The 12,839-nt window shown below is 64.8% G+C and carries 12 protein-coding genes and 1 pseudogene; 3 read left to right on the forward strand and 10 right to left on the reverse strand.

All coding sequences use genetic code 11. From position 1 onward, the window contains the following. From GEV05_04935 to GEV05_04955, 5 genes are all read right to left on the reverse strand, one after another. Positions 1 to 1,116 (reverse strand): amidase (locus GEV05_04935; GenBank protein MPZ42748.1); only part of this gene is annotated, 1,116 nt, incomplete at its 3' end. Next, on the reverse strand, positions 1,113 to 1,319 hold the full coding sequence (locus tag GEV05_04940) for a hypothetical protein (protein MPZ42749.1): 207 nt from the start codon (positions 1,317 to 1,319) through the stop codon (positions 1,113 to 1,115). The genes GEV05_04935 and GEV05_04940, both read right to left, overlap by 4 nt. Before the next feature lie 11 nt (positions 1,320 to 1,330). Next, on the reverse strand, positions 1,331 to 2,374 hold the full coding sequence (locus tag GEV05_04945) for a tripartite tricarboxylate transporter substrate binding protein (protein MPZ42750.1): 1,044 nt from the start codon (positions 2,372 to 2,374) through the stop codon (positions 1,331 to 1,333). 466 nt (positions 2,375 to 2,840) lie between these two features. Continuing rightward, positions 2,841 to 3,395, reverse strand: coding sequence for a hypothetical protein (locus GEV05_04950; protein ID MPZ42751.1), 555 nt, complete (start codon positions 3,393 to 3,395; stop codon positions 2,841 to 2,843). Beyond that, entirely contained in the window at positions 3,365 to 3,838 is a 474-nt protein-coding gene (locus tag GEV05_04955) for a hypothetical protein (GenBank protein ID MPZ42752.1), read from the reverse strand. Before GEV05_04955 ends, GEV05_04950 begins: the two co-directional genes overlap by 31 nt. 491 nt (positions 3,839 to 4,329) lie before the next feature. Here GEV05_04955 and GEV05_04960 point away from each other — a divergent pair, with 491 nt between their 5' ends. Both GEV05_04960 and GEV05_04965 read left to right on the forward strand, forming a co-directional pair. Further along, positions 4,330 to 5,322, forward strand: a complete 993-nt coding sequence (locus GEV05_04960) for a tripartite tricarboxylate transporter substrate binding protein (protein ID MPZ42753.1) — start codon at positions 4,330 to 4,332, stop codon at positions 5,320 to 5,322. A 27-nt stretch (positions 5,323 to 5,349) separates the two neighbouring features. Continuing rightward, the gene (locus tag GEV05_04965; protein ID MPZ42754.1) at positions 5,350 to 6,660 is read left to right on the forward strand and encodes an amidase; all 1,311 of its coding nucleotides are present in this window, start codon (positions 5,350 to 5,352) and stop codon (positions 6,658 to 6,660) included. A 24-nt stretch (positions 6,661 to 6,684) separates the two neighbouring features. Here GEV05_04965 and GEV05_04970 read toward each other — a convergent pair whose 3' ends face one another. The 4 genes and pseudogenes from GEV05_04970 to GEV05_04985 all read right to left on the reverse strand — a co-directional run bounded on the left by GEV05_04970 (position 6,685) and on the right by GEV05_04985 (position 10,312). Then, entirely contained in the window at positions 6,685 to 7,872 is a 1,188-nt protein-coding gene (locus GEV05_04970; GenBank protein MPZ42755.1) for a type II asparaginase, read from the reverse strand. Beyond that, on the reverse strand, positions 7,739 to 8,980 hold the full coding sequence (locus GEV05_04975) for a tripartite tricarboxylate transporter substrate binding protein (GenBank protein ID MPZ42756.1): 1,242 nt from the start codon (positions 8,978 to 8,980) through the stop codon (positions 7,739 to 7,741). The genes GEV05_04970 and GEV05_04975 overlap by 134 nt, the downstream gene beginning before the upstream one ends. 16 nt (positions 8,981 to 8,996) lie before the next feature. Then, positions 8,997 to 9,350, reverse strand: a pseudogene (locus tag GEV05_04980) (tripartite tricarboxylate transporter substrate binding protein). A gap of 278 nt (positions 9,351 to 9,628) precedes the next feature. Next, positions 9,629 to 10,312, reverse strand: a complete 684-nt coding sequence (locus tag GEV05_04985; protein MPZ42757.1) for a hypothetical protein — start codon at positions 10,310 to 10,312, stop codon at positions 9,629 to 9,631. 71 nt (positions 10,313 to 10,383) lie between these two features. On the opposite strand from GEV05_04985, the gene GEV05_04990 reads away from it, so the two are divergent. Then, positions 10,384 to 11,541, forward strand: a complete 1,158-nt coding sequence (locus GEV05_04990; GenBank protein ID MPZ42758.1) for an iron-containing alcohol dehydrogenase — start codon at positions 10,384 to 10,386, stop codon at positions 11,539 to 11,541. 24 nt (positions 11,542 to 11,565) lie between these two features. Here GEV05_04990 and GEV05_04995 read toward each other — a convergent pair whose 3' ends face one another. Further along, a complete protein-coding gene (locus GEV05_04995; protein ID MPZ42759.1) occupies positions 11,566 to 12,813 on the reverse strand; it encodes a hydantoinase/carbamoylase family amidase in 1,248 nt (415 codons plus the stop codon). Positions 12,814 to 12,839: the final 26 nt, after the last annotated feature.

Below are 12,839 nucleotides of genomic sequence, written 5' to 3' on the forward strand. Positions count from 1 at the left end.
GAACACCGCCTGCACGAACTCGGCGGTGATGCGCGGCCGCGCATTGAGCGCCTCGAGGTAGCTCACCGCGGGCACGAGCAATCCCGCCTCGGAGCGCGTGCGCACGACGCGCGAGAAGTCCTGCGGCCGCTCGCGCAGCCAGTTCGCGCAGATGGCGCTCGCTTCGACCTGCCCGATCACGTTGTTGAGCTGGAAGGTGTGCTGCGGGTCGGGGACCTCAAGCTCGACGATGCGGGCGCCGAGCGACCGCAGTACCGTCACGCTCTCCTGCATCGCGCGAGCGACGTCCGGCGCAACCTCTTCGTAGTAGTGATTGCGCGGCACGCCGATTTTCAATCCCCGGATGCGGCGATCGAGCAGGCGTTCGTAGCGTGGAACCGGATAGGCGTGCGCGGTCGGATCGACCGGATCCGCACCGGCGATGACCGCCGTCAGGCGGGCGCAATCGCGCACCGTCCGGGTGAGCGGGCCGACCGTGTCGAGCGACCAGACGCGCGGCAGGATGCCGTACCGGCTCACGCGCCCATAGGTCGGTTTGAGGCCTACGACGCCGTTCGCAGCCGCTGGCAGGCGAACGGAGCCGCCCGTGTCAGAGCCGAGCGCGCCGTAGCATGCTCGTGTCGCCACGGCCGCACCGGAACCGCTGGAGGAGCCGCCGGTGATGTGCGCAGGGTTCCACGGATTGCAGCAATCGCCGAAGTGCTCGTTGTGTCCGGTCGGGTTCGCCGCAAGCTCCGCCATGTTGAGACGCCCGAGCCAGAGAGCGCCGGCTGCAGCCAGCCGCTCGACCACCGTCGCCGTGACGGCCGGACGATAGTCGCGAAGGATCTTGCTGCCGCCGCTGCAGACGCGCCCGGCGCGATAGAACATGTCCTTGTGCGCGAGGGGCACGCCATGCAGCGGACCGAGACGCGCGCCGCGCTTGATCGCGCGGTCGGCGGCACGGGCCGCACGAAGCGCCTCTTCCTCTTCTATAGCAATGAAGCAGTTGGTCGCCGGCTGCACCGCTTTCGCCCGCTCGATGCAAGCGCGGATCACCTCCAGTGATGATACGCGCTTGCGCCGGATCGCCTGTGCGATCTCGCACAAACTCATGTCGAGCAGCTCGCGGTTCATCGCGTCGCGAGCCTCGTCAGGGTGACGCCAAAGCGCGAGGGTTCGTCATTGAAGTCGTTCTTCGCGCCCTCGGCACGTGCGGCTTCGTTCACCTGGGCGATATCCAGCGCAAGCTGCTCCGCACGTTCCTCGGTCACGGCATGGCCGCGCAGTTGCGCAAGAAGTCGCCTCACGGCTGGTGCGTCGACGGTCTTCTGGGGCATGCTTTTGCTCCTCAGCTCGAGAAGTTGAGCTTGGCTTCTCTGACCACCCGCTTCCACTGCTCGACGTCGCGCCTGATCACGTCGTGGAAGACCTCCGGCGCACCGCCCACCGGCTCGATGCCGTCCTTGGCGAGTCGTTCCTTCATTTCGCCCGTCTTCAGGATCTTGTTGACCTCCGTATTCCAGCGACGCACGGCCTCGTCCGGCAGACCCTTCGGTCCGATCAGGCCATAGGTGATGACCGCCCGGTAGCCGGGTACGACCTCCGCGATCGCGGGCAGATCCTTGAGCGCGTTCAACCGCTTGGGCGTCGTCACCGCGACGCCGCGCAGCCGCCCGCCTTGGATGTGCGGCAAGGTCGCAGGCATGCTGCCAAGAAGGAAGTGGACCTCCTTGGACAACAGAGCGGTCAGCGCGGGGCCCGTGCCCTTGAATGGGATGTGCGTCGTCTTGATCGCGGCGGACAGGTTCAGCAGCTCAGTCGCCAGATGCGTGATCGCGCCGGTGCCGCTCGATGAATAGTTGAGCTTGCCCGGATTGGCCTTCGCGTAGGCGATGAATTCCTGCAGCGACTTGATCGGCACCTCCGGATGCAGCGAGACGATCATGCCCGAATCGCCGATGGAGATGATGGCCTGGATGTCGTTAACCGGATCGTAGTTGAGCTTGTACACCGCAGCGTTGGTTCCATAGCCCGACACCATTCCGATGGTGTATCCGTCCGGCGTCGCACGGGCGATCATCTCCTCGCCGATGCTGCCGCCCGCGCCGGGACGGTTGTCGACCATCACGGACTGGCCGAGAACCTCGGTCATCTGCTTCGCGACGATGCGCCCGACGATGTCCGTGCCGCCGCCAGGCGCGAAGGGAACGATCACCCGCACGGGACGCTCGGGGTAGGTCTTTTGCGCGAGCACGCCTCCTGCAGGAAGCATGGCCGAGAGAAAAATGACTGCACCTAGACACTTCATGACGTTGCCGACCTCCTGGGTGGACGTGATCCGGATTGGAACGAGTCTGTCCGGAACCGCGACGCGCGATAGCGCCTCCGGCATTCCGAGCCTGAGGGCCCAGCGGTACGGGAAAGCACCTGACGCGGCTCACGCCGGCGCCTGTTCGCCAGCGGCCGCCGCGGCGATCGCTGCATGCCTTGCCAACCGCGATGCTCGCACACAACGCGAGACGTTACGAGCGGGCCGAGCAATTCAACGTGTCGTGCGGAACCGTCATACTTTCCCCGGGGGCAATCGGCACCAGACGCTCTCCAGTGCACTGAGCGCGTCCTGCACCTCGATCTCGGCCCGCCGTCACTGCATTGTTGCGACCGCTTCGCTCCTCGCCGTGCCCGCGCGCGCATCAATCGCGTCGCGCACCTCGCTCAGGGTTGCGAGCTCCGCTTCCAAATAGCGATCATGCGATACCAGCATGACTGCACCTTCGTATTCCTACAGCGATCTTCCGTCCAGAAGTTCCTGATTCAGGCTGTCGGTCTTGCGTTCCTCGGGCGACGACCGGCGGGCGTCACTTCTTGTCTTCTTTCTTGACCACCAGCCCCATCTCCGTCAGAAAGCGCGTGGTCTCCCCCTGTTGACTCGCAAGCCAGCGGCTCATTTCGTCGGCGTTCATGTACAGGTCCTCGTACATGTTGTGCGCCATGTATTCTTTCCACGCCGCGCTCTTGTGAACCTTGGCAAGCGTCTCCTCCCAGAGCTTCACCACATCGCGTGGAATACCGGCCGGCGCGACAAAACCGCGGGCCCCGCCGGCCTGGATGTCGAATCCTTGCTCTTTGAGGGTTGGCACGTTGGGAAGCCCGGCGGGGCGCTTCAGCGCCGGCACACCCAGCAGGCGCAGGTCATTCGATCTTACATGCGGCATTACTTCGCCGAGATTCTCCGCGGTGACGTGCACATGACCGCCCAGGACGGCTGTCACGGCGTCGGCGCCGCTCTTGAACGACACCGTATTGAACTTGGCGCCGGTGAGCTGCTCCAGTCGGAAGATGAGCTGATGCGCGGACCCGCCGGGAAAGGTGATCGCGACGTTTATTGATTTCGTCTTCGCGGCGGCGACCAGATCCTTGACCGTGCGATAAGGCGAATCGCGGCGACCAGATCCTTGACCGTGCGATAAGGCGAATCGTCACGCACCGCTAGCGAGTTGAGATCGAGGCCGATGATGCCGAGCGGCTGAAATTTATCCATGCCGACATCGAGCCCCGTACGCAACGGGACGGTGATGAGACCGGTCGCCGCGAGAAGGATCGTGTACGGATCGCCTTTCTTCGACGCTACGTAACGCTGACCGATAGCGCCCCCGCCTCCCGCCTTGTTCACGATAACGATCGGCTGCGGCAGCAGCTTCTCTTTCGCGATGATCTCCCCGACGATGCGAGCGACGAGGTCCGAGCCGCCCCCGGCGCCCGTCGGCGAAACGAGCTCGATCGGCTTGACCGGATACGACTGCGCGGCGGCTGGGGCCGCTACAAGACATGCGAGCAGAACGACAACCCGTTTCATTTTTGTGACCTCGTCAGTTCGTGTACGACGCCATGCGCGCCCAGGAAATGCAGAGGCATGCTATGGCGCCCACGGCGGCGGTGCAATAGCGGTCCGCATCGCGGAACAGCGGTCGCATCTCTACGGTACTAGAGAGATCAGGCCAGCGCCGCCAGTGACGGTTTTACGCGAGCAGTACTGAGTGCGCGTGTCAGCCTTAGCTTCGATCGCGTAGTCGCGATGCTGACGATACCGATCGGCATCGTTCTTATCTTCATCACGCTCCAGGCGCCGAGGCCAACATTCCCACGCTTTATGACCTGGGATCACGTCACGTCGGCTATGTTCGACCGGTGAACGTCGTCGGATATGCTCTCGTTGGGTCCCATGCAGTCCAGGCCTGGGACTGCCCGCGAATGCGTGTTAGAGTTGCTTGAGTAGCCCGTGCGCTGCATCTGAGAAGCTTCAAGAGGAGAACGGAGCTGTGCTAACCAAACCTCCTTGCCAGAGGATTGGCGTTCGGGTTGGCCTTCGTGGGATTTTTGGCCGCACTTGCAGCGCCGGTACATTCGCAGAGCGCAGCGGGCGCGCAAGGCGGTGCGGGGCTGCCTGCTTATCCGGTCAAGGTAATCCGCATTGTCGACGCCTTCCCTCCGGGAGGCGGATCTGATGTCGTGGCTCGATTGATCGCGCCCAAGCTCACGCAAGCGTGGGGCCAGCAAGTCCTCGTGGAGAATCGGGGAGGTGCGAACGGTACGATTGGTAACGAGCACGTCTTGCGGTCGGCTCCGGATGGCTACACGATTCTGATTGCGACCGGCAGCTACGCGGCCAACCCGAGTCTGCGCACCCTGCCCTACGATCCGATCAACGATATCACCGTAATTGGCCGAGTCGCATCGACGGTGTTCATGGTCGTAGTCCACCCCTCGGTCCCCGCGAGAACCGTCAAGGAGTTCGTCGCTCTCGCGCGTGCAAAGCCGGGCGCAATCAATTTCGGGGCGACGGGCACCGGCGGTTCGACCCACCTGGTCATGGAATTCTTCAAGCTGACTGCAGCAGTGGACCTCACGCATATTCCATACAAAGGCACTGGGCCTGCAGTCAGTGATCTGATCGGCGGTCAGATTCAGATCATGATTGCTGCGACCGCGCCCGTAATGCCTCATGTCAAAAGCGGGAGACTGCGGGGCCTCGCGGTTACCGGTCCCAAGCGCATCGCCGGAGCACCCGATCTGCCGACGGTCATTGAAGCAGGTGTCCCCGGATACGACGTGACTTCCTGGTACGCGTTCGTCGGCCCGAAGGGCTTGCCGAAGGAAATCGTTGCAGCGTGGAACGCCGAGCTCGCTCGCATCATCCAGATGCCGGACATCAGGGGGCGCTTCGCGAGTGGCGGGATGGAAGCTGTCTCGGGGCCGCCGGAAGAATTTGCCGCAATCCTCAAGCGCGACGTGGATCGGTGGGCAAACGTAGTGAAGCAAGCTGGCATCAAGCTCGACTGAGAACCTCGTACACGCATCCGACAGATCATGCAGCCATGTCAGCTTTCTGCCACACGAGCGGCCAGGTTGATCAAGGAGCGGCAGCTTTCCTCGGAGGAATTGGTTCGCTCGTGTTTGGAGCGCATCGCCAAGCGTGACGCATTGGTGCGCGCCTGGTTACATACGGAACCCGAGCAGGCAATTCGCGACGCGCGTGAAGCGGACAAGCGGCCGCCCACAGGCGCGCTGCATGGTCTGCCGATCGGCGTGAAGGATGTGATCGATACCGCCGACTACCCGACCACGCAGAACTCGCCCATCTACCCCGGCCTGCGCGTCGGGCGCGATGCCGCTTGCGTTGCGTTGGCGCGTGGATCGGGTGCTGTAGTTCTCGGCAAGACTGACACCGTCGAGTTCGCATCGAGCGGCCGCAAAGCGCTCACGCGTAATCCGTTCAACCCGGCGCATACGCCCGGCGGCACGTCCTCAGGTTCTGCGGCTGCCGTGGCCGACTTCATGGCGCCGATTGCGTTCGGCACCCAGACCAGCGGATCGCTGATCCGCCCGGCTGCATTCAACGGCATTTACGCGATGAAGCCAACGTGGAATAGGATCAGCCGCGAAGGCGTACGCATGTATTCCGCCAGCCTCGACACGGTCGGTTGGTACGGACGTTCGGTGGAGGACCTCACGCTGGTCGGCGAGGCATTCGGCATGCAGCCATGGGCCACTCGCGTGAATCTGCGCGGATTGCGCGTAGGCTTGTGTCGAAGCCCGTCGTGGCCGCTAATCGAGCCTGCCGGAGCGAGCGCGCTGCAACGAGCAGGCAACCGGCTGGCCGAGTGCGGCGCGGTGGTCGAAGAGCTCCTACTGGAGGCCCGCTTCGATGGGCTTCGTGCCGCGCATGCCGCTATTAGTAATCGCGAAGCGGGCGTGGCCTTCCTGCCCGAATACGTAAACGCGAAAGCGTTGCTCGCGCAAGGACTGAAGGACAAGGTGGAAAACGCTGGCGGAATTTCGGACCGGCAATTGCTGGAGAGCTACGCACTCGCCGATTCCTGTCGTGTCGCCTTCGACGCCTTGTTCGGCAAATCGCTCGATGTCGTTCTAACCCCAAGCGCCCCCGGTGAAGCCCCCGAGGGCCTGCACACGACCGGAAACGCGGTGTTCAATCAGATGTGGACTCTGTTGCACGTCCCGTGTGTAAACATCCCTGCCGGGCGCGGGGTGCTCGGGCTGCCGGTTGGCGTACAACTGGTGGGGCCGCGGCTATCGGATGCCCGGCTGCTGGCGATCGCTGCAGCCGTTGCACCGGCAATCGATATCGAACCCGATGCGCCGTTGCGGGAGCTCTGGTAGCAAGGCAAGCAGCAGCGCATTCGTCTAGTACTGCGAGAAAACCCGTCGCAGCTCATCCAGGTTACTCGTTCGTGCGAGCGCAAGCATGAGCAGTACGCGCGCCTTCTGCGGACTGAGGTTGTCGGCGGGAATGATTCCGAGCCGGTCGAATTCGCTGCGCCCGGTGACCCGCCCATTGCCCACCCGGCTCGCTCGAACGAAAACCGTTCCGAGCGAGCGTGCAACCGATTGGGCCACAACTTCCTTTTCGCGATCGGAGAGCGAGCCGGCGCCGGTGGCCGCGAACACGATTCCACGAACGCCCGCTTTTTGCAACGTCTCGACGAGCAACGGCGTGTTTGACTGCACCGACGAGTAGACGATCTCCACGCTCGGCAACTCTCCGAGCGCATCCAGCGCGAACTCGGAATTCACCGTGTGCCGATTATCGGACCGGCGATAATACGCAACCTTGTCCTGGTCGACATAGCCGAGGAAGCCGAGCTCGCCGGAACGGAAGGTCTCCAGCCTATACGTATTGCTCTTCGTGACGTCGCGCGCTGCGTTGATCTCCTCGTTCAGGACTACCAGCACGCCGCGTCCACGAGATTCGGAGCATGCGGCGACGCGAACGGCATTGACGAGATTGAGCGGACCATCCGCGCTCAATGCGGTCGAAGGGCGCTGAGAACCTACGAGTACCACCGGGCGATCGTGGCGGACGGTCAGATTGAGGAAATACCCCGTCTCTTCGATGGTGCTCGTGCCGTGCGTGATCACAACCCCGGCGACATCGGACTCCGTAGTGAAGATCGCATCGATACGCTCGGCGAGCTCGCGCCAATGGGCGAAGGTGATGTTCGAGCTGCCGACGTTGCAGATCTGCTCGACCCGCACGCGTGCGAACCGATCGAGCTCCGGAACGGCTTCCACAAGCTCCTGACCGAGCAGGGAGCCCGCCTTGTATTCGGACAAGCTCAGCGAAGATCCGCCCCGGCCGGCGATCGTGCCGCCGGTCGACAGAACAACGACCTGGGGGAGATGCTCCCTGTCCATGGCCCTCATGCTTCTTCCCATTCTGCTGCAACCGGACGGCGATTCACTCGATGCGGATGTTGTTGTCGCGGATGATCTTGCCCCAGCGGGCAATCTCCCGCTTGACGTATGCACCGAACTGCTCGGGCGTACCGCCGACGGGGTTGGAGCCCATACTTTCCAGGCGCTCGCGAACATCCGGCATGTTGAGTACGCCCACGATGTCCCTGTTGAGCTTCGCCACGATCGGACGTGGCGTTCCGGCAGGCGCAAAAACGCCATTCCAACCTAATGCCTCGTATCCTGGCACGCCGGCCTCGGCGATCGTAGGGAGATTGGGCAGGGCTTTCGTCCGCTCCCGGCTGCTGACGGCGATTGCCTTCAGCTTCCCGGAGTTCACGTGCGGAAGCACCGCGAGGACGTTGCCGAACATGAGCTCAACCTCGCCCGCGATAACGGCAATGGCAGCCGGACTGCTACCTCTGTACGCGACATGCGTCATGCGCACTTTCGCGAGCCCCTGGAAAAGCTCGCCGGCGAGGTGTCCGGTGCTGCCCGTGGCTGCGGACGAGAAATTGAGCTTGCCCGGCTGAGACGCGGCGAGTGCGATCAGCTCCTTCACCGAACTCGCGTTCACCGACGGATGCAGCACCAGCACATTGACTTGTGCACTCGTCTGGGTGATCGCGACGAGATCGCGCACCGGGTCGTACGGCAACTTGGCGTACATGCCTGGATTGATGGCGATCGATCCGCTGGTGCCCATGAGAAGTGTGTGACCGTCCGGCGCGGCCTTCGCCGCCATTTCGGTTCCGATCGCCGCCGCCGCGCCCGGCCGGTTGTCGACCACGATCTGCTTACCCCAGGCAGGAGAGAGCTTGTCGCTCAACAGGCGCGCGATGAGCCCGGAACCTCCTCCTGGCGCGTAGGGATCGATGAGCCGCACGGGCCGTTGTGGATAGGTGGTCGCATCGCCTTGACCGCATACCGGACTCGTCAACAGCAACGCGGTCCACGAGACCAACGCCGAACTTTTCGGCCCGGAGAAGCATGATCCTGCCCGCGGCTTCGTCTGCTTCCATGCACGTGTCGCCACCATTGTCTGCCGCCGACCTCCACCGTTCCTCTGACTGAAGAATGATAGATGCGAAGCAATCGGGAAGCCACTACCACCCATCGCCGACCGCACTGGTTCGGTGACTGCGATCGCACGCAACTTTCCCGACCGCACATGCGGCACCGCCGAGAGCGCAGGGTTCACCAAAACCTGGATCTGCCCCCCGATGAGGTCGGTCAACGCCGGCACGCCTCCTTTGTAGGAGCACGTGCGTCATCGTCACGCCCGCACTCGCCATGAAAAGCTCCATCGCGAGATGCGCGGGGCTCGCCGCGCCGCCCGACCGGAAGTTGAGCTGCCCCGGCCGCGCCTTCGCGAATGCGATTAGCTCGCACGGGCTCTCCACCTTGACCGACGGATTGACGAGCATCAGGTAGGGCGCCGTGGCGATGTTCGTGATTGGCGTGAAATCGCCGATCGAATAAGGAAGCTTCCGGTAGACGTGCGGATTGATCACCAGCGCCGGCAACGCCATGAGCATCGTGTAGCCATCAGGCTGCGCGCGGGCGGCGATCTCGGTGCCGATGATGCTGTTGGCGCCGGGTCGGAGATCGATGATGACCTGCTCGTCCCAGTCATGACTTTCGCGTCGTCCCTCCCAAGTCTGTGGCGTTTGATCGCAGTTCCCTCCTGTTCAGAGAACGGGACACGACAGTATCGCGGATGGTGGCGGCACAACGCGAAACCACATCCCTTGCAGGGCGCGCGTCGGCATACGGGCCGATGCCGTTCGGCCGGCGCGGACCATGGTCCGCGAATTCCCGGCCTCACCCCCCGGCGCTTCGTGCCACCCCGTCTCGTGAGAGGCGGGGAGTATGGAAGCCGTCTGTTCCTACTTCAGGAAGGGCGGGACGCGACCGTGTCACCTACGGGGTGGTTGCCCGGCATCGGCTCGATCCGCTGGTAGCGGATGCAGAGCGTGTACGAGAAGTTCTGCACCTGCAGCTCGCTCTCGAGCGCCCGCAGCCTCTCGGCTGCGCGTCTCCAGGGCGTGCTCACCGCAACATCCGGCGACTCGAGATGGACCGTGAGGACATGGGCATGAGTGCCGCTCGCCGCACGGAATCGTCGCGCAGCATGCACGCCGTGCACGCACGCCAGCTCGGGCAGTTCCACATCCAGCCTTGCGGCGAGCGCGTCGTCTGACCCTAGGGCGTTCATCGCGACCACCATCAGGCCCTGCGACCGCTCCGGCGGCAAACAATCGCCCGGTGTCGCCTGAACACCTTCGATGCGCAGCCGCTTGATGCAGCGCCAGCCGACGCGGCGCGTCCACGGCGAGTTGTTCTCATAGCCGACCGCGAGATAGCCCGCGCTGCGCAGCACGTCGATCGAAGCGAGCTCGTAGGTGGTCATGGAGACCTTCGGCAGGTCCACGGCGAGCCACCGAGTGCATTGCAAGAACCCGGGGATGCGCGCACGCTCGGGAATGTGCTCCGTGTCGTACCAGTCGTGAAACTCATCCTCCGCTACCGGCGAGTAATCGAAGGACGAGATGAGGATTCCGAGCGGTTTCGTCATGGCTTTCGAGCGGCCGTGGGACTGCGGGCGATAATAGGCAGCAACGCGATCGGGCGGCAAACGAGAAGCCTATGGTGCCTTTCACTCACGGGTTTCCTCAGCAGCAGGTTCTGTTCGGCCGGGGCAGCGCCTCGGATCTGCGTGAGCCGCTCGAGCGTCTCGGCGTTGCCCGCCCGCTTGTCGTCTGCAGTCCCCGGGCCGCCTCGGGGCCGCATGTGGCGGCGATCGTCGCTCGGTTGCCCGGCACGGCACAGGTGTGGCCCGGCGTGCAGACGCACGCGCCGCTCGAATCTGCGCTGCGAGGTGCCGAGGTGGCGCGCTTGCACCGGGCCGACGGCATCGTAAGCTTCGGCGGCGGCAGCGCGTCCGATCTCGCCAAGGGCGTCGCCCTCGCGCTGGCGGAAGGCCCCGGGATCGAATCGTTGGCGTTGCGCCGCGACCGCGGTGCATCGCCCGCCCGGGTGAGAACGGCGCCGATGCTTCCGCTCGTCGCGCTGCCGACGACGCTGTCCGGGGCCGAGGTCACGCCCGGCTTCAGCCTCACGCGATCGGACGCCTACAAGCTCATTTTCCGCGATTCCGCGCTGGCTGCGCGTCTGATCGTGCTCGATCCGCTGCTCCTCGCCGACGCGCCGGAGCGCATGCTCGTGGGATCGGGCATGAATGCGCTCGCCCATTGCTTCGAGGCGCTCTACTCGAAGGCGCGAACGCCCATCAGCTCGCTGCTCGCTGTCGATGGCTTGCAGCGCTTGTGGCGCGGTCTGGAGCAGCGCGCAGGCGGCAACGCGAGCGCGGACGAGCTTCTGCTGGGCGCCTATCTCGCCGGCGCCGCCATCGTGAACGCGCGCACCGCCTTGCATCACGCGATCTGCCACAAGCTCGCCCCACTCGCCGACACCTCGCACGGCGAAGCGAACACGGCCGTCCTGCCGCACGTACTCGCATTCAACTTGCCGTACTGTCCCGGAGAAACCGTCCGGATGGCGCAGGCGATGGGGATCTCCGCGGCGGACGAGCCCGCGGCGAGCCTCGTTGCCGAGATCACGACGCGCTTGAGCGCGCTCGCCCTGCGCGCCGGACTTCAAACGCGCCTGCGGGAACTGGGCCTCGATCGCTCACAGCTCGACGAGCTCGCCCGACGCGTTTTCACCGAACCGGGCCTCGCCTTCAATCCGGCCGAGATCCACAGCGCCGAGCAGATCCACGAGCTGCTCTGCCGCGCCTGGTAGGCAGCGCTCCGGTCGACGCGCCTGTCAGCGCGCCAGCAGCCAGGCGAGAAGCTGCGTGCCGAGGCAGAAGTCCTTCATCGCCATCGCTTCGTCGGGATTGTGGCTGCCGTTGGCGTTGCGCACGAAGATCATGCCGGACCGGAACCCTGCATGGGCAAAATCCTGCGCATCGTGTCCGGCCCCGCTGGGGAGCGAAGGCGCCGCGATCCCGAGCGCCTGTGCACCCTGAGCGAGCGCATCCTGCAGGCCGGCATCCATCGACGCGGGCGGCGAGAGATCGAATGCGCCCAGTTCGAAGCGCACCCGCCGCTCGCGTCCGATCATCTCGGCAGCCGCGCGCACCCGCTCGGTCATCGTTGCGAGCGTCTCGCAATCCTGACTTCGCAGGTCGATCGAGAATCGCGTCTCGCCCGGAACCTTGGTGATCCCATGTAGCGCCGGATCGGTGGTGAGCTTGCCGACGGTGAAGACGAGATCGGCCCCCGCCGCCTGCAACTCGGTCCACGCCTCGTCCAGACGGCCGCACAGCGCCACCGTGGCGAGTACCGCATCGCTGCGGTACTCGCGCGGCACCGCGCCCGAGTGGGAATAGGCGCCGATGCAACGAGCGCTGCGGGCGCGTGCGGAACCGCGGATGCCCGTGACGATGCCGACCGGCCTTGCGATCGTCTCCAGCACCGGACCCTGCTCGATGTGCAGCTCCAGATAGCCGTGGAAGCGCTCGGGCCTGAGGTATGGGGCCGCTCGAAAGATGTGCGCCGGATCGAACCCGGCCTCGCGCATATGGCTGCCGAGATTGCGGCTGTCGCCCGAATGCACCGCCTCGTCCAGCTCTGCGGGGTTCAGCAAACCGAGCGCCGCACGGCTGCCGATGTGCCCCTGGTGGCTGCCCGCGAACCAACTGCTCGCCTCCTCCGCGCGCACCGCCATCACCACCACGTCGCGCTCGGGAACGATGCCGGCGCGGCGAAAGCCGGCCGCGACGGCAAGCCCCGCGATGACGCCGGCGGCGCCGTCGAAGTTGCCGCCCTCGGGCACCGAATCGAGGTGCGAGCCGGTGATCCAGGCGGGCAGCGAGCGATCGCGTCCCGGAAGCCGAAGATAGAGATTGCCGGCGGCATCGCAGGAGAGTTCGAGCCCGTGGTCGCGCCCGAACTGCGCTGCGAGCTCGTGCGCCACCTGCTCACCGGGTCCATAGCTCTCGCGGCTCACGCCCCGTCGTTGGACGGTGCGGCTGCGCAGCGCCGAGAACAGTTCTTCGGCGAGCGGCATCGCGGTAACGACCGCGTCGCGAATCG

It is taken from the genome of Betaproteobacteria bacterium (genome assembly GCA_009377585.1).
Classification (GTDB): Bacteria; Pseudomonadota; Gammaproteobacteria; order Burkholderiales; family WYBJ01; genus WYBJ01.